15 protein-coding genes and 2 pseudogenes are annotated in these 18,906 nt (G+C 69.9%); 7 read left to right on the top strand and 10 right to left on the bottom strand.

Annotated features, from left to right (window positions below):
* Positions 1-56: 56 nt before the first annotated feature.
* Together AB0E85_RS00995 and AB0E85_RS00990 are read right to left on the bottom strand one after the other, a co-directional pair.
* Positions 57-329 carry a hypothetical protein gene (locus AB0E85_RS00995; RefSeq protein ID WP_361921116.1) on the bottom strand — a complete coding sequence of 91 codons (273 nt, stop codon included), beginning with the start codon at positions 327-329 and terminating at the stop codon, positions 57-59.
* Positions 330-474: 145 nt separating this feature from the next.
* The gene (locus tag AB0E85_RS00990) at positions 475-1,416 is read right to left on the bottom strand and encodes a helix-turn-helix domain-containing protein (RefSeq protein ID WP_361921114.1); all 942 of its coding nucleotides are present in this window, start codon (positions 1,414-1,416) and stop codon (positions 475-477) included.
* 78 nt (positions 1,417-1,494) lie between these two features.
* On the opposite strand from AB0E85_RS00990, the gene AB0E85_RS00985 reads away from it, so the two are divergent.
* Complete coding sequence (locus AB0E85_RS00985; RefSeq protein WP_361921112.1) at positions 1,495-3,318, top strand: ABC transporter ATP-binding protein; 1,824 nt, start codon at positions 1,495-1,497, stop codon at positions 3,316-3,318.
* Positions 3,315-5,029, top strand: a pseudogene (locus AB0E85_RS00980) (ABC transporter ATP-binding protein). The gene AB0E85_RS00985 and the pseudogene AB0E85_RS00980 overlap by 4 nt, the downstream one beginning before the upstream one ends.
* Before the next feature lie 95 nt (positions 5,030-5,124).
* Here AB0E85_RS00980 and AB0E85_RS00975 read toward each other — a convergent pair.
* Positions 5,125-5,319 carry a hypothetical protein gene (locus tag AB0E85_RS00975; RefSeq protein WP_361921110.1) on the bottom strand — a complete coding sequence of 65 codons (195 nt, stop codon included), beginning with the start codon at positions 5,317-5,319 and terminating at the stop codon, positions 5,125-5,127.
* Between the two features lie 352 nt (positions 5,320-5,671).
* On the opposite strand from AB0E85_RS00975, the gene AB0E85_RS00970 reads away from it, so the two are divergent.
* Together AB0E85_RS00970 and AB0E85_RS00965 are read left to right on the top strand one after the other, a co-directional pair.
* Entirely contained in the window at positions 5,672-6,001 is a 330-nt protein-coding gene (locus tag AB0E85_RS00970) for a hypothetical protein (protein WP_361921109.1), read from the top strand.
* Between the two features lie 19 nt (positions 6,002-6,020).
* Positions 6,021-6,695: a class I SAM-dependent methyltransferase gene (locus tag AB0E85_RS00965; RefSeq protein ID WP_361921107.1), complete on the top strand. Its 675-nt coding sequence runs from the start codon at positions 6,021-6,023 to the stop codon at positions 6,693-6,695.
* A 67-nt stretch (positions 6,696-6,762) separates the two neighbouring features.
* Here AB0E85_RS00965 and AB0E85_RS00960 read toward each other — a convergent pair whose 3' ends face one another.
* From AB0E85_RS00960 to AB0E85_RS00930, 7 genes are all read right to left on the bottom strand, one after another.
* The gene (locus AB0E85_RS00960) at positions 6,763-8,046 is read right to left on the bottom strand and encodes an MFS transporter (protein WP_361921105.1); all 1,284 of its coding nucleotides are present in this window, start codon (positions 8,044-8,046) and stop codon (positions 6,763-6,765) included.
* Positions 8,047-8,099: 53 nt separating this feature from the next.
* Positions 8,100-9,227: a DUF5937 family protein gene (locus tag AB0E85_RS00955; protein WP_361921103.1), complete on the bottom strand. Its 1,128-nt coding sequence runs from the start codon at positions 9,225-9,227 to the stop codon at positions 8,100-8,102.
* A 656-nt stretch (positions 9,228-9,883) separates the two neighbouring features.
* Positions 9,884-10,465 (bottom strand): hypothetical protein, encoded by a 582-nt coding sequence (locus AB0E85_RS00950; protein ID WP_361921101.1) that lies wholly within the window; start codon positions 10,463-10,465, stop codon positions 9,884-9,886.
* 175 nt (positions 10,466-10,640) lie between these two features.
* Positions 10,641-11,396: a class I SAM-dependent methyltransferase gene (locus AB0E85_RS00945; protein ID WP_361921099.1), complete on the bottom strand. Its 756-nt coding sequence runs from the start codon at positions 11,394-11,396 to the stop codon at positions 10,641-10,643.
* 220 nt (positions 11,397-11,616) lie between these two features.
* On the bottom strand, positions 11,617-11,886 hold the full coding sequence (locus AB0E85_RS00940) for a hypothetical protein (RefSeq protein WP_361921097.1): 270 nt from the start codon (positions 11,884-11,886) through the stop codon (positions 11,617-11,619).
* 608 nt (positions 11,887-12,494) lie between these two features.
* The gene (locus tag AB0E85_RS00935) at positions 12,495-12,941 is read right to left on the bottom strand and encodes a hypothetical protein (protein WP_361921095.1); all 447 of its coding nucleotides are present in this window, start codon (positions 12,939-12,941) and stop codon (positions 12,495-12,497) included.
* Positions 12,942-13,638: 697 nt separating this feature from the next.
* Positions 13,639-14,286 (bottom strand): hypothetical protein, encoded by a 648-nt coding sequence (locus AB0E85_RS00930; protein ID WP_361921093.1) that lies wholly within the window; start codon positions 14,284-14,286, stop codon positions 13,639-13,641.
* A 232-nt stretch (positions 14,287-14,518) separates the two neighbouring features.
* On the opposite strand from AB0E85_RS00930, the gene AB0E85_RS00925 reads away from it, so the two are divergent.
* The 3 genes and pseudogenes from AB0E85_RS00925 to AB0E85_RS00915 form a co-directional block, all read left to right on the top strand.
* The gene (locus tag AB0E85_RS00925; RefSeq protein WP_361921091.1) at positions 14,519-16,123 is read left to right on the top strand and encodes a PH domain-containing protein; all 1,605 of its coding nucleotides are present in this window, start codon (positions 14,519-14,521) and stop codon (positions 16,121-16,123) included.
* A 352-nt stretch (positions 16,124-16,475) separates the two neighbouring features.
* The gene (locus tag AB0E85_RS00920; RefSeq protein ID WP_361921089.1) at positions 16,476-17,600 is read left to right on the top strand and encodes an SMI1/KNR4 family protein; all 1,125 of its coding nucleotides are present in this window, start codon (positions 16,476-16,478) and stop codon (positions 17,598-17,600) included.
* A gap of 265 nt (positions 17,601-17,865) precedes the next feature.
* Positions 17,866-18,228: pseudogene (locus AB0E85_RS00915) on the top strand (ATP-dependent DNA helicase); the annotation flags it as partial.
* Between the last annotated feature and the right edge of the window lie 678 nt (positions 18,229-18,906).

Below are 18,906 nucleotides of genomic sequence, written 5' to 3'. Positions count from 1 at the left end.
GCCGCCCGGCGCGGTGCGAGGCGCAGCGCGCCCGAAGCGTGCCGCCGAGGGACGGCCTAGCAGTGCTGACCGTCGGGACACTCGGTGTACAGCACGCCGAAGACCAGGAAGAAGAGGACCGGCACGCTCGACACCGCTCCCATGACGATGAAGCGTCGGCGAGCCCGCTGCCGGCGAGCGACGAGTGATGTCACGAGCCCCACGAGTGGCGCCGCCACCGCGCTGATCAAGGCGACCGACCCGAAGATCACGCCGAACTCATCCCGTACCTTCGGAAAGCCCAGGGCAAAGGCGACCGCAGGAGTCAGCAGTACCAGGGGAGAAGCCACCCAACACCAGGACGATCCAGTGATCACCCAGTCCAGCACGGACGAGGCCCGGCCGCTTCGCGGTGCATCCCTGGAAGGCCGGTTCGGCGTGACACGGGGTGATGACATGCTCAGAGCATAGGAAGTCCGCGTGCGTCGGCAGTCCTCAACTCGACGCGTGGGCAACGCCGGTGGCGGGACCGTGCATCCGTACTCCGCCCGGGGCCGGGGCATTGCCCCAGCGTGCCGGGAGGCGCGGCACGTGGTCCACCCACGCCATGTCGGCCGGCGCGACGAGCGACTGGCCGGCCACGGTCGCGGGGGTCACACCGGTGAACGTCACGACGTCCCGGTGCAGATGTGACTGGTCGGCGTAACCGCAGTCGGCCGCGACCCCGGCCGCCGCCTGGCCCCCGGCCAGACGGGTGGCGGCCCGGTCGAAGCGGACGAGCCGCACGGCCCGCTTGGGCGGCAGGCCGAGCTGCGCGTGGAAGCGGGACCACAGGCGCTTGCGGCTCCAGCCCAGCTCGCCGGCCAGCCCCTCGACCCGCACCTGGCCGTGCCCGGCGACGATACGGTCCCAGGCCCAGGCCAGCTCCGGCTCGATGGCGGGCCCCGCGGCAGTCAGCCGGGCGAGGCACGCTTCGACGAGCGCGAACCGTTCCTCCCAAGACGCGGCACGGGCCAGCCGCTCGCGCAGCCGCGCTGCCCGCCGCTCTCCCCACAGGTCGTCCAGGGCCACCACGGAGCGCTCCAGCTCGGCAGGGCCCACGCCCAGTACGGCGCGCGCGATGGCGGGGGACAGGCGCACCTGCACCCACTCGACGTTCGCGGCCCGCACCCGCGCCGCCTCGCCGACGCCGAACCCGAGCCCGGTGACCAGGCTGCCGCGGTGCTGCCGGCCCGTCGGCTCGTCGATGCCGAGCGCCGCCTCACCGCAGGCCAGCGCCAGCGTCAGCACGGGGTGCGGGTCGAGCCGGTGGTCGACCGGAGCCGGGCCGCGGTCGCGCAGCCCCGCCAGGACGACGCCGGGCACGCGGCTGCGCCGGGCCGGTCGCGTGACCTCCCACACGGGGGTAACGGCACTCTCGCGCACGGCAGTTGCCATACGTCCATGCTACGGGCGGCCCGCCGGACGGAACATTTCTCCAATCCGGCGGACGGCAGCCGCGGCGAAGGTGAGCGCATGACCTCCACCGGAACCACCGCGCCGCCACCACCGGGCGTGTCCCGTCTGTTGCGCCCGTACGCGGGCGGCTTCGCCGCCGTCGTCGTCCTCCAGGTCATCGGCGCCGTCGCCGGCCTGGCGCCGCTCCTCGCGGTCGCCGAGCTCGGCCGTACGCTGCTCGCGCCGGGGCCGGCCGACGACGGGCACGTCCGCGACGTCGTGATCGCGGGTGCCGCGGGGCTGCTCGTACGACTGCTGTTCACGGCCGCCTCGTCCGGCGTCGGGCACCTCCTCGACACCCGCGTGCAGCTGGCACTGCGCCGGCAACTCGCCGCGCGGCTCGGGCGGGTGCCGATCGGCCGGCTCGCGCGGCGCCGCAACGGGGAGCTGGCGAAGCTGGTGGGCGAGGACGTCAGCGCCGTGCACCCGCTCATCGCCCACACGCCGGGCGAGCTGGTCTCCGCCTTCGTGGTGCCGCTCGTCTCGCTCGGCTACCTCCTCACCGTGGACTGGCGGCTGACGCTGATCACCCTGATCCCCGTGCTGCTGGCGGTCGCGCTGGTGCCGCTGATGATGACCCCCGCGCGGCTGCGCGAGCAGCAGGAGTTCGACGCCGCGATGGGGCGGATCTCGGCGTCGGTGGTCGAGTTCGTGCAGGGCATCGCGGTGGTGAAGGCCTTCGGCGGATCGGAGCGGGCGCACGGCACGTTCCGTACCGCGGTGGACGACTTCACCCGGAGCTTCTACCGGATGGTGCGCGGCCTCTCCGGGATCGCCGCCGGGATGCAGGTGGCGTTGTCGCCGCCGTTCGTCATGCTGGCGGTGCTGGCCGGCGGCGCGTACCGGATCACCGGGGGCGGGCTCGCCCCGGCGGACCTGCTGCCCTTCCTGCTTCTCGGCCTCGGGCTGACCGCCCCGGTGGCCGCGCTCGGGCACGGCTTCGACGACCTTCAGGCCGCGCGGCGCGCCGTCGGCCGCATCCGGGACGTACTCGCCGAGCCCTCGCTGCCCGAGCCCGCACGGCCGCTGACGCCCGAGGGACACCGGGTGGAGATCAGGGACGTCCGCTTCGGGTACGAGGCTGCCGGGGCCGGGCGCGAGGTGCTGCGCGGGATCGACCTGGTGCTGGAGCCGGGGACGGTCACGGCCGTGGTCGGGCCGTCCGGCAGCGGCAAGTCAACGCTGGTGCAGCTGCTGCCACGGTTCTCCGACCCGACGCACGGCTCCGTGCTCCTCGGTGGCGTCGACCTGCGTGAGGTGGGCAGCCAGGAGCTGTACCGGCGGGTGTCCTTCGTCTTCCAGGACGTCCGGCTGCTGCGCGCCTCGGTCGCGGACAACATCGCCCTCGCCGTCCCGCACGCCGACCGCGACGCCGTCGTCCGCGCCGCCCGCCGGGCGAGCATCCACGACCGCATCCTCGAACTGCCCCGCGGCTACGACTCGGTGATCGGCGAGGACGCCCGCCTCTCCGGGGGCGAGGCGCAGCGCGTCTCGATCGCCCGCGCCCTGCTCGCGGACACTCCCGTCCTGGTCCTCGACGAGGCCACCGCCTTCGCCGACCCGCAGACCGAGCAGGCGGTGCGCGAGGCGCTGGCGCGGACCCGGGAGAAACGGACGACGCTGGTCATCGCCCATCGCCTGGAGACGATCGCCGACGCCGACACCGTCGTGATGCTGCGCGACGGCCGGATCGTGGAGCGGGGCACGACCGAGGAACTCCTGGCGAGAAACGGCGCGTTCGCCGAATTCTGGAAGATCCACGCCGGTGCCGGTGCCGGTGCCGGTGCCGGTGCCTGTGCCTGTGCCGGTGCCGGCGTCATGGAAGGGGAAGAGGCCCGATGATCAGCACTCTGCTGCGCGTGCTCGGCCACGAGTACGCCGGGCCGGTGCGCCGCACCATCGCCCTCTGACGGCCACCGCCCTCGCCGAGGGGCTGTCGTACGCCCTGCTGGTACCCGTGCTGCGCGCGCTCCTCGGCAGCTCACCCGAGAACGCCCGGCCCTGGCTGGCCGCCTTCGGCGCGGCCGTCGCGCTCTACGCGACGCTGCGCTACGTCAGCGACCGCTCCGGTTTCCGCGTGGGCACGACGATGCTGCACGGCATGTACGAGCGCCTCGGCGACCACCTCGCCCGGTTGCCCATCGGCTGGTACCGGCCCGGCCGCACCGGCGAGGTGTCCGTCCTCGCGAGCCAGGGCGTGTTGCAGGCGATGAGCGTGATCGCGCACCTGCTGGCGCCGTTCGTCTCCGCCTGTGTGACGCCGCTGACGATCGTCGCCGTGATGCTCGCCTTCAACTGGCAACTGGGGCTCGCCGCTCTGGCCGCCGTGCCCGTGGTGGCCGCGGTCCAGCTCCGCACGGCCCGTGCGACGACGGTGACCGACACGGAGCGCGTGGAGCGCGAGCGCGCCGCCACCGGCCGCGTCATCGAGTACCTCCAGGCCCAGCCGGTGCTGCGCGCCGGCGGCCGCACCGGTGAGCGATTCGGTCTGCTGGACGACTCCCTGGAGGAACTGCGCCGCGCCTCGCGTCGCTCCACCCTCTCGGCACTGCCGGGTGTGCTCGGTCTCGCGGTCACCGTGCAGGCGGCGTTCACCGCTCTGCTCGCACTCGGCGCGTACCTCGCCCTCGGCGGGGACATCGGCGCGGCCGAGGTTCTCGCCCTCCTGGTGCTCGCCGCCCGCTGCGCCGACCCGCTGCTGTCCCTCGCCGAGATGAGCGGTGGCATCCGCGCCGCCCGCGCCGAACTCTCCCGCCTCGACGACGTCCTCACCACCGAGCCACTGCCGGAACCCCGCACGCCGCGCGAACCGTCCGGCCACGACATCGAGTTCGACACGGTCACCTTCCGGCACGGAGACCGTGTGATCGCCGACGGGGTGACGCTGTCCGTACCCGAGGGCGGGAGGCTGGCCGTCGTCGGACCGTCGGGCGCGGGCAAGACGACACTGCTGCACCTGCTCGCCCGTTTCTACGACGTCGACGCGGGCGCGGTGCGGATCGGCGGCGTGGACGTACGGGAGATGGACAGCGCGGCGCTGATGGCGCGGATCGCCATCGTCTTCCAGGACGTCTACCTCTTCGACGGCACGATCGAGGAGAACGTGCGCCTCGGCCGCCCGGACGCCACCGACGCCGAGGTACGGGCCGCGGCCGCCGCGGCCCGTCTCGACGAGGTGATCGAACGGCTGCCCGGCGGCTGGTCGGCGGAGGTGGGCGAGGGCGGGGCGCTGCTGTCGGGCGGCGAACGGCAGCGCGTCTCCATCGCCCGCGCGCTGCTGAAGGACGCGCCGATCGTGCTGCTCGACGAGGTCACTTCGGCCCTGGACCCGGTGAACGAGGCGGCCGTGCACGCCGGCATCGAGGAGCTGATGGCGGGCCGGACCGTGGTGATGGTGGCGCACCGCATGGGAACCGTGCACCGGGCCGGCCACGTCGCCTTCCTGGACGCCGGGCGGATCATCGAACAGGGCACCCACGAGGAGCTGCTGCGCCGCGCGGGCCGGTACGCCGCCTACTGGGAGCTGTCCCTGGCCGGGGTGGCACGGGACTGAGACGGCCGTGCGGGTTCGCCATCCCGGCCGTGCTGGCCGGTGCCGGGTGCCGTCAGAGCCGCTCTTGCCTTCCTTTCGCTCTCGCCTTGGCGGCGCTAATCATCACTGTCGCGATTCGTTGAAGTATTTGAGGCCGGCGGTTCCGGCGCTCCACGCCACGAGCCTTTTGCTTTACGCCAGGCTTCGAACAATTCTGGCAGTTGGCGGAGTAATGAGATCGCGAGCATGACACACAGGGCCACGAAGCCGAAGATGGCCAAAGCCAGCAGGGTGGCGGAGTTCCAGTCCACGAGGCGGGTTTCCTTTCCCGCGAAGTCCGGCTCAGCCCCAGGAGGAACTCCGGCACCTGCTCTACCGCTCTTCGCGTCGCTCGGCAGGTGGGCTGCCTCGCCTGCTTGGAGATTACGGTGACGGTCTCTTTGAATACAAGCAGTGGAGATAGAACATTTTCGCGATTTTTGTCAAGTGGGATCACTTGAGGCCATCCGGCAACAGGGATTACCCAGTGCGATCAGGAAAAACGATTCTGTGAGTGATGGCATTTGGTCAGCGCTGAATAGGGCCGACGCTGCGGAGGTCTGGTGAACTCCTTCAGAAGTCGAACGGTAACCTGCCTCAGGAAGCCCGGCTCAAGGAGGCGTCATGTCTTTGGCCCGCAAGGGATCACGACGGATCGTTGTCGACGGTACGGCGTACCGCTGGCGCCTGCGTGGCAGGCCTACCTACTCCCAGGGCTTGACCTGGTCGCCGTGCACGTTCGCGGTCGAGCATGCGGAGATGCCGGGCAGGACGCTCGTGGTCACCACCGACCAACCGCATGCGAGCAACTGGATCGGTCGCGACGCCGCCCCTGTACTGCCCTCCAGCGTTGCCGCGGCAGTTCAGCTCGCCCTCAGCATGGGGTGGACTCCGACGACTCCGGGCTCCGCGTTCCACCTCGACCAGTCCGCCGGCTTCACGCCCTTCCGCTGAGCAGAGCCGGTAGTCGTCGGTGGACGTGACAGACACGGCGATCGCCTGGGACACCTACTCGCGGCAGCGGCCCGATCGTCGGCCGGTGAACGCCCGCGGCGACACCACCTGGTTCAACTGGACCCAGTACCCCGACCACGGGCCTGGAGCTGAGCTCCTGGAACTGCCGCCCGGGGGCCGCGCCCTGGACATCGGCTGCGGCAAGGGCGGCAATGCCGCACACCTGGCCGCTACCGGCATGCAAGCCGTCGGCATCGACGTCTCCCCAGTGCAGTTGCGCGCTGCGCGCGAGCGCTGGGGGTACGAGTCCGGCCCGGAGCTGTACCAAGCCGAGGCCGTCAGCTTCCTGCGGGACACGACCGAGAGCTTCGACGCCGTCTACTCGGTGTACGGGGCACTGTGGTTCACCGACCCGGCCCGGCTACTGCCCGCCGTACGTGAGCGGCTCCGCCCCGGCGGCCGGCTGGTGTTCTCGCAGCGGCCTCCCGTGGAAGGCTGCTACGGCCGCCAGGCCTCGTACATCCTGCGCGGCGACGACGAGGACCCGCTCGTCGTGCAGCGGTGGGACTACGAGCCCGACGCCTGGGAGCGCCTTCTGGCCGAGCACGGCTACACCGGCGTGCGAGCGACCGTCCTGACCGCGCCGGCGGGGACCCGCCGTGTGGGGACGCTCGTCGTCACCGCCCGGGCCTGACCCTCGGCTGCGGCCCCTCACTCGACGAAGTCCGACAGCGGTACCTCATGAACCCAGGCGATGCGGATCAGGGCGGACAGTTGCGCTTCGGCGCCATCTTGATCACCGCTGTCCCTTCCGGCGCCGCGACACTTGCCGTGCCGTCGGCCGTGACGAAGGGTTCCTGACCGGGCTGCCGGGCGCCGACGCATGCGAGGGCGAGCGCGGCGGTCAGGGCCAGGACGACGACGGCGGCTCCCGAGAGCAGGAAGGCGTTCTCGACTCCGGCGAGGCTGATGGCGGTCGAGGCCACGAAGGGGGAGATCGCCAGGGCTCCCGCCACCCCGGCCTCCCACAGGCCGAGCGCCTTCGCCAGATGGTGGCTCGGTATGCGCTTCTGCACCAGTGCGATCAAGGGAATGTCCGTGAGGGCCGAGGCCAGCCCCGTGGCCGTCAGGAGAACCGCCGCCACCGCGTGGGAGGTGACCGTTCCCAGCGGAGCCCGGAAGATCCCGAGCAGGGCCCACGCCAGCACCGCGGCCAGTGCGAGTCTGCGGATGCGCAGGCCGGCCAGGAACAGGGCGCCCACCACCTCGGCGACGCCGGCGACCCCGAGCAGCAGACCGTACTGGCCGCCCTCTCCCACGACCGAGACAAGCCCGACGGTCAGGAAACCGTTGGTCAGGGCGAGGGCGAGCACGAAGGTCACGATGACCACGAGTACGTCGGGAGCGGCCCGCACTGCCCTGAGCCCGGCGCCGAGATCGGACCACAGTCCCGTCTGACCGCCGGCCGGGGCGGGGCGGGTCACGCGGATGGCGGCCACGGCGGCCGCCGACCCCAGGAACGTGAGTCCGTTCACCACCAGCACCGACTGCAGTGAGCCGAAGGCCAGCAACGGCGCGAGCATCAGCGGGCCGACGAAGAAGGCAGCCCGGAAGGCGACTTGCAGCAGTCCGTTGGCCTGCTGGAGGCGGTCCTCCGGCACGATCTGCGGGACGATCGCGTTGCGGGCCGGGGCGAACGGGGCGCCGATCAGCGCCAACAGCGCCGTGGTCACCACGAGCAGGGACAGGTTCAGCAGGTCGAGGGAGAGCAGGACCGAAGCCACGGCCACCACGGCGACCCGGGCCAGGTCGGTGGCGATCATCAGCTTCCGGCGGTCGCGGCGGTCGGCGTACGAGGCGACGACGAAGGTGGCCACGAACGCGGGCGCGAACGCGGAGACGCTGACCAGGGCGACGGCCGTCGGGTCCTTCGTCAGTGACCAGGCCAGCCAGGCGGTCGCGGCGGTGTACAGGCCGTCACCGAAGCGTGAGATGCCCTGGCCGGCGAAGAGAAGCAGAAAGTCGCGGTCCTTCAGCAGTGACATGCCGGCCACTGTCGGGTCCCGTCGGGGGCCCGATCCACTTATTAGGCAGATGGCTAATCAGTCGGCTCGCCGTCGCCGTCGCCGCCGTCGTGCAGGAAACTTTCCAGGCTGGGGGTCAGGCTCGCCACTCGTCCGGGCGCGAGCCGGTACAGGACGTAATAGCCCTCGCGGCGGCGTTCGAGGAGACCCGCGTCCGCCAGGACGCGCAGGTGCTTGGACAGGGCGGCCTCGCTGACGCCGACGAGCGGGGCCAACTCCTGGGTGCTGCGAGGGCGTTCGGCGAGCAGTCGCAGCGCGCGCAGCCGGGTGTCGTCGGCGAGCGCGCGGAGGGTGCCGACGAGCCTGGCCGGCGGAATCCTCGGGCGGGCTTCCCGGGCGATCGAGGAGACGGGGAAGACGAGCCCGAGGGGCCACGGACCGTCGCAGTTGACGCGTACGTGCGGCCACACATAGGCGCTGGGGGCGAGGACGAGGGTGTCGTCCGGGCCGATGGCGACCTCGTGGTCGTGCGGCCGCTCCAGCCAGAAGCGTTCGGCGCGCGGATCGCTGCGCACCTCCGGCCAGAGGCCGCGGAGCATCCCGTACAGGCCGCGCTGCTCGATCTGGTGTCCGGCCTCGCTGACGCCGGCGGCGAGTTCGGGTTCGAGCCGTGCCCATTCCTCCTCGAAGGCCTCCCGCCAGTAGCGCTCCAGCATGCTCAGGAACCGTTCGAGCAGCGCGCGGGGGTCGTCGAGGAGCATCGCGGCCATCGCTGCGTCGCTTTCCCGCGCGACTCGCTCCCGCAACAGTCGGCGTACCTCCGGTTCGTCCAGCACGCGCGGATCCCTTGCCTGGCCGCTGCCCGGCCAGGGCGTGAGCAGGGGGACGGCGAACTCCAGCCGGACCAGCTCCGGATCCTCCCCGCGCAGGCCGGCCAGTTCGTCGGCGAAGTCCGTCAGTCCGCCGGTCGGCTGCGGAAAGAGGAACTCGGGGAAGTACGAGCGCACCGCGTAGGAGAACGCCTCGATCTCCCGCTTCAGCGCCGGGGACAGCTTGCGCATCGCACGCACCCAGCCGTGCTGGACGGGATGATGCTTGGGCTCCACCAGCACATGGAGACTCAGTACGGCTTCCATCGTCGGCGAATAGGCGAACCCCACCCGCTCCGCACCGCCGGCCGGGACCCGGAACACGATCGTCATGACCCGCCATCCTTGCGGCACGGCACCCGCGACGGGAACCGCGCCACACAGCGTTCTCCGGCCTTCGGCCCACACCGGTGTCCTGAACGCGTGCAGGACGGCGTCGCTCATGGCGCGTTCGCCGGACCCGTCGGGGTGCGGCTCGTTCCGAACGCCTGCGCCACCTCCGAGAACACCCCTCCCACGAAGGAGCCAGAGCCCGCCGACGCGGAGAAGCCTGACCCGGAACCCGTGCCGAACGAGAGCTGATCTGACGGGAGACATTCGTGAGATCAACTCCCGTCCGCTCACGCAATCGGTCCCGGACGAGGAGTCCGAGGCCGAGCAGAAGCCCTCCCTGGGAGAGAAACCCGAGGTCGGAGCGGTAGCGGGTTGTGCCCCGGCAGCACGGCGGCCTGACCGACCAAGCGATCGACCCTGAAGAGGATCTGCTGGAGGTCATTCCGGCCGAGGAGTTTCAGCGGGTGTGGATCGCGGTGATCGCTGGACAACCACTTCGGGGGAGAGAGGCTGGGGCGCTTGGCCGGTGACCTGGGGCCTTCTTGGTTGAGCTGGCGGGCACGGATGCCCCCGCTCGTCCCCGCTGTTGACCATGGCTAGCCCTGCATCTGGCACGACTGTGGCACGCGAACCCTCGAGCCCGACCCGGGGGCCGCTCAGTGCAGGAAGTAGGACCAGAAGGGGATCGCGGCGTACTGGTGGCCTTCGGGCGTCGGCACAGGGTGGCCGAACTCGCGGTGGAAGTAGTCGACCAGATCGGTGCCGTAATAGATGATGTCCGTCTGGTACATCGACAACACAGGCGTACCGGTGCGGTCTGGATCGGCCGGCAAGTACCGGTGCGAGTAGATCGGCACCATCACTGGGACTTTGGCCAAGTAGGCGTGTGCCACGTCCAGGGCATCCTGAGTGCCCGCCGGCCGCGGTTCCCAGTCCGGATGCCAGAAAGCATTGTGCTCCACGTCGAACAGCACCCCGTCCACCGGCCAGGCCAACCGCTCCGCCAGGTCCTCCGGGTCGCCGTCCCGCCAGTCGGGCCAACTACGGCTCCCCGTGGGCAGCCCTGCGCTCAACAGCGTTCGGTGCTCCGGCGCGAAACGGAACCCCCAGCGCTCCTCGACGTGATCAAGTTCCCGCTCGCTCATGCCTCGCTTCACTTCGACGCGGGAAGAGAGCATGGCAAGCAACGCCTCGGCGTCTTCGGAGGTCAGTGGGTTCTCGTGGCTGATCGGAGACATGCGTGGAACGGTAGAACACCTTGGGGACGGCAGCAGGGGGATTTCGCCGGAACCTCAGCTCGGGAAGCTTGGGGCCTCTGAGCGGCCGCGCTCGTCGTCCTGTCCGCCACCGTCTCCTCACCCGCGCACGCCGCAGAAAACCGCGCGGTCCGGCCAGGGACTGCGAGCCCGTTGTCTAAACCTTGCTCGCCACCACCATGTAGTTCTCGGCCTCAGGGTTGAACGTGCTCATTTCCGTCCGAAGTCCGACCCGCTGCAACTCGATTTCGAGTTCGTCATATCGGTACGGCCAGCACGACAGCCGTTCCGAGCGGACAAGAACCGGCCCAGCCGCATCAACTTGCGCGATCGCAATCTCGATGTGGTGCTCGTCCTCCCAATGCGGCGCAATCTCCCAGCGGTAGACCACGACAGCATTGCGACCGTTCCGGCGGACGAGTCGGTCACCGATGTCCAGCCGGGAACCTCTGGCCCTCACGAGTTCCCAAGTACGGGAGGTGAGCACCAAGCGCCCGCCAGGGCGCAGAAGCCGTGACATCGACGTCAGAGCAGCAACCCTGCCTCTCGCGCCCACGGCATGGTGCAGCGAGTTGCCAACGCAGAACACCATGTCGAAGGTGGCGTCATCGAAGTGGTCGGGCAACTCTTGCCAGTCCGCCCGCACGGTCCGGACAGATGCCTTGAATTCCTCAGCCAGCTCCGCAGTCCGGCGAACCATTCTTTCGCTGGCGTCAGTTGCGACAACCTGCACGCCAAGACCGGCGAGGCCGACCACCAACTGTCCCGTTCCGCACGAACAATCGAGGACGTGAGCGTTCGGCGGCAGGAGACTGAGGACGTCATCGAACGACGCAGCGAAGTCGGCCGGAGCCAGCTTTGCATCCGAGATGAGCCACTCGTACACCTCGGCAAGCGCGTTATAACCCGTCACAGTTACTACCTCCGTCACGCGGCAGACTCACGGTGGGACGTCAGTACAGCGGCGGAGCAAGTCGGTTCACAAATGGGTTTCGCAAGAGCAGTGCACGCGAGATCCGGCATTACCCCTTTCCCGGCGACGGCTGTTTGCCCGAGGAGAACCGCCCACCGGTGCGGTTGGCGGGCGTGGTGGTGCTCCGGCCGACCTCTCTGCCTCCAGATATGGAGGAGACCTACGAGGAGGCGTGTGCTCGCCTCGGTGTCGAAGCCCGCGCCGAGGGCTGGGCACGGGGAACCGCCTGCTCGGCGGCGGAGGCCGCGATCTGCAGGTAGGTGTCGGTGACATCGGGCTGGAAGTCGTGGCCGGAGAGTCTGGTCAGGATCTCCAGCAGCAGTGCCTCGCAGGAGCGGTGTATCGCCTGGACCGGCAGGTCGGTTCGCTCCGACTCCTTCAGGACGACCGTGTCCAGAGCGCGGGCGCCCCATTCGACGGCCCAGGCCACGGGCCCCGGGCCCCGGACACGGGTGGCCTCCTCCAGGGCGTCCGTGCCCAGGGCCGCACGAGCCGATGCGGCCCTGGGGCGCGGCCCGGGACTGAGTGCCGCGATCGCGGCGGCGCCGCGGCTCGGCCCGCACCGCGAGCCCGCGCCACCTCCGGGACTCCGCTTTTGAAGCGGAGTCCGAGCCCTACGACGGAAAGAAGGACGGCCCGGAGGCCGTGCCGGATGATGCCGATCCGTCGGCAATGGTTCCGGAGATCAACTTGCGGAACTGAGACGGGCTCTGGGCGTAAGGAGGGAACAGAGTTCCCCCGGCTCATGGCCGCCACCGGTAAGGCGGCAGGGCGCTGGCACCGAAGCGAGAGTCCCTGCCGACGCCACCGAGGCCGCAGCCGTTTCGGAACCGATGGGAGCCGTGCCGTGAGGATTCCGCTCCTCGTCCGTGCTCGGCAGTCGGCGGTTGTGAGTCGTGCTCACGGCGCGTCAGTTGGATGGTGGGGGAGACACACTGTTCCGCAGTTCTCTCGTGTTCACGGTGTTCCAGCCCGTGTGTGCGTCCGTCACGAGAGGATCGGCCGGCAGAAGTGCACGCAGGCTTCCGGACCTTGAGGTCAGGGCTGGGTGGTGTCCACGATGAAGCGGCGATTGAGAGTGATCTCGCGCGAGAGCAGGCCCGGGTCGGCGGTCACCGTCAGCTCGTACTCCCCGTCCCGCAACGCCCCTACATCGAGCACCCTGTGGTCTCCGACCCACAGGGTGGGGACGATCTCGCCGTTCAGCCTGACCTCGACATTGCGCAGCGCCTCAATGCCCAGAGAGTCGTCGTCGCTGCGATCGACGACGTCCACCGTGAGCGTGGCCTCGGAGAGCTCGGCGGCGTTCAGCACGGCGTCGTGGGGGATGCCGCGTATACGGAGATCCGGCTGGTTCACCGCGTTGGCAATCGCAAGCCAGCCGATCACCAGGACAGCGGCGACAGCGGCAACCAGAAGTGTGATGAGGACCCTTCGCAGGGACCGGGTTCGCACAGGGTCCGACGCCTTCAGAGCCAGCCGCATGGACACATCCTTCGAGTTGCTGCTGTGGGCCGTCGGCCACGGACTCGCACTCGCGGCTTTCGTCGACCCTGATGGTGCCACCTCAACCGTCACGGAATCCAGTTCGCCCGCACCCTCGATGAATGAGTCCTCCGTTCTCAGAGGGCGCTTGGCGTAGGGAAATGCTCTGGATGTCCCAGGGGGTGCTTCGAGAGTGCTGTGCGTGCCCGCGGTGTCCGGTGCGTGCTCTCGGCGTGCCGGACGAAGGCCCTAGTCACACCACGAACTCCGGCACTCTTCATCTGTCATGCACGCAAGAGCCGTGGTCATCACGACCGGCACACGGGTCGGTAGCGCCTCAACACATCCCAGCAGCGCAGCCGCATCCAGGCGAGAGGGACATGGGGCGCGGGCGCGCCATCGCCAGGCCGTCCAAGGGCGACTCTGAGGACGCGCGGTCTGCGGCCTATCGGGCCCAACCGGATCCGGGCCGGGGAGTATCGTGCGCGCGCCCTCTTCGGCGCCTAGCTGCGGGGCATGGCGATGCCGGAAGGCAGTAGTGCCGTGAACAGGCCGATCCAGCACAAACGGAAACCGTCACGCCCCGTCCCGTCCCCTGCTTCCGTGACACGGATTCTGCCCTCGCGCAGGGGCCGCCGTCCCTGCCGGACTCCGGAAGTCTCCGGGCGGCCCGGCTGACGTCGCGGGCGTTCGACGCTCACCGCGCGACCGGGCAGTTCCCCCAGAGCACGGAGAGGGCTTCGGGAATCTGCGCGACATCGCCGCAGCCCTGTGCCCCACGGAGGAAGCCGTCGCTGGTGATGTAGGTCCAGCCGCCTGCGGAAGTGCTGCGGAAGTACTTGGTGACGCTGCCCTCGTCCTGCATGTTCACCAGTTCGTCGTGCGTGGCACCAGGGGTGGCCTGGAAGCTGGTGGCGGCGTAGCGGACGCCGCCGCACTGGCCGTAGAAGAACCGCCCCGGCTCCGTGCGAATGTGGACGAACCGGGGAAAGCTACGCCGGTACGCCTCCGTCACGGCGGCCTTCACCTGACTGCCGGCGGTCAGATTGCGGCAGTCGGCGTGGTTGACGGAAGGGGGGAGGGTCGCCGCGGGAGTGGGCGCTGCGGCCTTGGCCGGGGTGGCAGCGGTGGCCGACGGCGTGGGCGTGATGGTGGCCGGGCTGGTCGTAGGGGTGCCGGTCGACGTCGGGGCCTGCGCGGAAGGCGAGGACGAGGAGGCGGAGGAGGTGGAGGCGGATGCGGGTGTGCCTGAGCCGGCGTGGGAGTTCGACACCTCCTGGCACCCTGCCAACGCCAGGATCCCGCCCACCACGGCTATCACCGACGTACCTCTGAGACCAGGCATGGGGGTCCGTCCTCTCTTTGACCGCTCTCGACCATTGAAGCCACGGCTAGACACCCGGGGCGGCGCCGGGGTTGCGGGGCGAGGAGGCTACGGGATGGTTCCGATTCTGCATACGCGTGCGTTCCGCTCCTCCGCGCCCCTCACCACGGGCCCGACCCTGCAACGTCGCGGCCGGAAAACTGCCGTACACCGCACAAGCAGGCACAACCTTGCCGATGCCACGATTCTGCTCATGAACGGTGTCCGGGAAGTGACCTGTCGTCCTCACTTGAAGCGCCCCGTGTGGCGGCTCGTCGCCCTCGCGGCGACCGGGGCGAGCCTGGCCGGGACGGGGCTGGCCGTGGTGCGCGTGGCGTACGGGGACGGGCTGGTGGACGTGTGGGTCTACGTGGGCCTGTTGGTCGCGCTGCTGGGCTTGGCGTGCCTGCACGGGGCCGTCGTTCAGGTGAGCGCCGACGCGTACGGCGTGCACTCCCGCACGCTGCTGCGTCGCCGCAGCGTGCCGTGGCACGACATCGCCGACCTGCGCGTGTACGTGCAGTACGGGCGCCACGGCCAGGAGATCCACCGCATCGACATGGTGCTGCGCGGCGGACAGACGCGCCGCCTGCCTCTGCCGGCGAGCCTGTCCGCGGACGACCGGCCGGACTTCGACGCCAAGCTGGACGCTCTGCGCGCGCTGCACCGCCTGTACGGCACCCCGGAGTCGAGCCACGTCGCCGTCATCTCGAAGCGCACCGCCGGGCGCGGTACGGCGGTGCCGCTGACCCTGTGCGTGTTGCTGCTCGCGAGTGCCGGCCTGGCCGCCTGGTTCGTGCCGGCCACGGAGTCGGCGAAACAGGCGTGGACGTCGGCTGCCCCGTGCACCGCCGAGGAAGGGTCGGGGCCCCGCGCGCCCGAGCGGAGCCGAGAGCCTGACGGAGAGTGCCTGACCACGCTGTCGGCCGTGATCACGCGGGCCGAGGTCGGCAAGGGGAAGCGGCGCAGTTGGCTGTACTTCGCCGAGAGCCGACCGCTGGAGCGGCTCTCGGTCTCGCAGGAGGGCGCCCTGGGATTCCGGCCCGGCGACCGCGTCGAACTCACCGTCTGGCGCGGTGAGGTGAGGGAGGTCACCGGGGAGCACCACGTTTGGCGCGAGCACTTCAACAGCGGCGGAGAGGTCGCTGTCATCGCGGCCGGGTGCGCCCTGGCCGCGGGCTACCCCGCCTCCTTGGCCATGCTGCGTCGACGCGGCCGTCGGCTGCCCGCCGACGAGGTCCTGCCGTCGGCGCTCCCGTTCGCGGGCGCCCTGGTCGCCACGGCCCTGTGGCTGCTGCCGCTCTGCTACCTCCACCCCACGAACCCGCCGACCTCTCCCGTGGACCTCACCTGGGCGGTCGCGGGCTCCCTGGCCACGCTGGGCCTGTTCACCTGGGCCTGGCGCGCGACCCGCATCCGTACGCCCCAGAGGGCCGCGGTGCCCCGAACTCCCCCGGAGCCCTCCGACGAGGGGGAGGAGGTCTTCCTGTCCGCCCGCTTCCTGGAGTCCACCGACTACAACCCGAACAACTTCGGCACCCACATCGTCCTCGGCGGCGGCCCGCCCGCCGTCACACCCCACCCCGGCCCGGGCCGGTTCGCGGCGAAGCGGATTCCGGTGGAGCGGCTCACAGTCAAGGACGTACGGCGCCCCCGCGGCGGCGACGGTGACGGCGTCCCCAGGAGCTGGCAGATCGCCGAACTCGACGACGCGAGCCGACCGGTCCACCTCACGGCGGCCCCTGCAGACCTGGCCCTCATCATCCAGGCGCTGAGCCCGGCGAGAATCCCCGCGCACGTCACACACCCCGACCTTTGACCGCTGATTCCCAGAGGGTGGCCCACTCCGAACCCTCGTCACCAGCGCCTCCTACGAGGTCTATGAGCCCCCCGAGAACCGCGCCGGCAGACGCACCTGCACCCTCGACACCGCCACCTTCGCGCTGCTCGCCGCCTGGAGCGGCAGAACTGGACACGTCGACGCCCGACGGGTAGACAAGCGTGCGAAGCCTCTGGTGGAGACGGTTCTCTTGATCGAAAACCCATCTACCAGGGGCTTCACCACATGTTCAGCCCAACCACCCTGCTCTTGCCGCAGGTCGGGAGAAGCTCATGTGCTTCTCGGCCCTCCCGGTCAACACCCGTTTGCTCCTGGCAAAGGTCCATAGACCATGAATGCTTCAGATCCGCACGTCAACGCCTTCGCCGAGATCTTCGGCGATCCGCCTGCCGACTTCGCCGTACCTGTCGACTGGGCTGCAGTCGAGTCCTGGTTGGGGACGAGCCTGCCCGCCGACTACAAGGCCATCGCCGCCGCGTACGGCCCACTCGACATCGGCGCCTGGCTCTGGCTTCACACGCCATGCGTGAACCGCGGCTGGTTCGACTACGGGACCTGGGTCCAGCAGACTCGGCGTGACGCCCCCGGCGTCCTTCCCTTCGGCGCCACCCGTACCGCCGATACCCTCTACTGGGACACCACAACATCCGACGACCCCGACCGGTGGCCGGTCGTCATGCACTGTCAGGACGACGAGAACGCGGGCCGCGACCCCTGGCGGCGCTTCGCGACCCCGCTCGTGCCGACGCTGGCCCGTCTCGTGGCCGACGGCATGCGCCCCGTGGCCGCCCGAAGCGGCATGCAAACCGACCTGGATCACACCCCGTGGACACCGCCGCCTCGGCGACCGGAGCCAACCGCTCAGCAGCGGACGGCGCTCACCTCAGGCAGCGGGCTCGAGACTTTGATCGCACTCGTCCCGCCGCCGGAAACACCCGCGCTCGGTAAGCACAACTGGGACTGGCTGTACGAACGGCTGGGTACACGTCTGCCCGGCGAGTACGTACGACTGATGGAGCGGTACGGGGCCGGCTCCTGGTGCGGCTGGCTACGCTTCAACATCCCCTTCGGCGAGGACCGGTACGCGCTCGCACCGTGGGCCGAGTGGTACGCGGAGACCTACCAGGGGCAGCGAGCCGAGTTCCCTGAGTATCATCCCCTGGCTGTCTATCCCGAGCCCGGCGGATTCCTGCCCTTCGCCGACTCCATCGACGGTGACCAACTGTGCTGGCTGACCGAAGGTGCCACGCCGGACGACTGGCCGTTGATCGTTGTACCGCGCCATGCCGACCAAGGCCCACCGCTCAACCTCGACCTCACCAGAACCCTGCTGGAGTGGCTGCGCGGCCGGTTCGCGACCGAGGGCCTGCCCCCGCTCGGACGCCGCGACGAGGACCCCCTCGACTACATCGAATTCGAGCCCTACGACGCAGAGCCAGCCGCTGATGACGATTGATTCAGCGCCGCATTGGCCGAGTTGCGGGAGCTGAGGTGTTCCACCATCCGTATCACCACCCTGGTTCAAGCCGTCCTTACTTGCACCGACCAGGCCAGACCGAGGATGAAAAACGCTGAGTCATTCATGAGGAGCTATGGGTTTCGTCCAGCTGGCATGGAAGGGAATTCCTGGACACCGGCAGCCGGGACCTCGCCGCATGGCGCGTCGAGATCCCGGCTGCAATGTCTGCACGTGCGGTCGGCGGTCGCCGCGCTCTCCAGCGAAGCACGAGGCGGTACGGCATGCTCTCAAGGCCGCCCTGCTCTGGGAGGATCTGCAGCCGACCGACTCCTCGGTCGTCGACGTCAGCCGGATCGCGGACGACGGCCACTTCCTCTATGAGGTCCTCGGTGCCGGCCGCTCCACCTACGCCGACCTCCGCGCGGGAGCCACCCGCCTGCTGGAGATCAACCACACCCTATCCGCTCCTGCCGACCGCCTCTACCTGGTGTTCTCCGAACCGCCCGCCGAGGACTGGTCGGCCGACACCGTGTTCGGTGTCTTCGGGGTGCAGGTCCTGTGGCGCACCCCCGACAGTTGGGGCGGCCACGACGCGGAAACCGCCCTGGGCTCCGGAGGGGCGTAACCACTTTCGACAGAAGAGCGATGCTTCCGTGCCCGCTCGTGAGCTCCTTGGGTGCCCGAAGCGGAGCCAGAGCCCGATGGCCCGGAGAAGAGCGTGCCGGAGCCCGTGCCGGATGATGCATATCCGCTGGAGAAATTTCGGAGATCAACTCTCCGTCCGCTCACGTAAACGGCCCCGGACGAGGGTCCGAGGCCGAGCAGGAGCCCTCCCTGGGGGAGAAATCCCAGGTCAGAGCGGTAATGCGTCGTGCCCCCGGCAGGATTCGAACCTGCGACACCCGCTTTAGGAGTTCGATCCGAGCGCCCTTCGGCTGCGGCCGTCGGCTGAAGTGACGGCCGGGCAGAGACGCTGGTGTACGCCCTCGTCCGGCGTCGTTGATGTCAGCCGTGGATGTCAGCAGCCTTCTGATCCGTAGCTCTATGTGGATGGGTCAGCGGCGGCCATAGCGGTCGCTTTGAAGGCGTTGAAGGACCTACTGGGCGGTGACGGTTGTTGTGGTGGCTGTACTTCCGTGCTGCTCCGGGCGCGGAAGCTATCCCGCACGGTCAAGGGTCAAGTCACTGCGAGTGGGCTCGGCTCGCCACATGGCCGCCAGTTGGGGGTAGGACTCCATGAAGTGGCGGATCCTTCCCAGCGCAGCAGTCCTGGGCGCGCCGATCTCGTCGAAGTCGAACCCGG

The sequence above is a fragment of the Streptomyces sp. NPDC029044 genome (assembly GCF_040637495.1).
Classification (GTDB): domain Bacteria; phylum Actinomycetota; class Actinomycetes; order Streptomycetales; family Streptomycetaceae; genus Streptomyces.
This window is presented reverse-complemented; position numbering and strand designations above follow the sequence as displayed.

Excerpts from the sequence above, each read along its gene's own strand:
- AB0E85_RS00990 (WP_361921114.1), bottom strand. The coding sequence starts at position 1,416 with ATGGCAACTGCCGTGCGCGAGAGTGCCGTTACCCCCGTGTGGGAGGTC.
- AB0E85_RS00960 (WP_361921105.1), bottom strand. The coding sequence starts at position 8,046 with ATGTCACTGCTGAAGGACCGCGACTTTCTGCTTCTCTTCGCCGGCCAG.
- AB0E85_RS00935 (WP_361921095.1), bottom strand. The coding sequence starts at position 12,941 with ATGCGGCTGGCTCTGAAGGCGTCGGACCCTGTGCGAACCCGGTCCCTG.
- AB0E85_RS00925 (WP_361921091.1), top strand. The coding sequence starts at position 14,519 with ATGAACGGTGTCCGGGAAGTGACCTGTCGTCCTCACTTGAAGCGCCCC.
- AB0E85_RS00985 (WP_361921112.1), top strand. The coding sequence starts at position 1,495 with ATGACCTCCACCGGAACCACCGCGCCGCCACCACCGGGCGTGTCCCGT.
- AB0E85_RS00920 (WP_361921089.1), top strand. The coding sequence starts at position 16,476 with ATGAATGCTTCAGATCCGCACGTCAACGCCTTCGCCGAGATCTTCGGC.
- AB0E85_RS00955 (WP_361921103.1), bottom strand. The coding sequence starts at position 9,227 with ATGACGATCGTGTTCCGGGTCCCGGCCGGCGGTGCGGAGCGGGTGGGG.
- AB0E85_RS00970 (WP_361921109.1), top strand. The coding sequence starts at position 5,672 with ATGTCTTTGGCCCGCAAGGGATCACGACGGATCGTTGTCGACGGTACG.
- AB0E85_RS00930 (WP_361921093.1), bottom strand. The coding sequence starts at position 14,286 with ATGCCTGGTCTCAGAGGTACGTCGGTGATAGCCGTGGTGGGCGGGATC.
- AB0E85_RS00950 (WP_361921101.1), bottom strand. The coding sequence starts at position 10,465 with ATGTCTCCGATCAGCCACGAGAACCCACTGACCTCCGAAGACGCCGAG.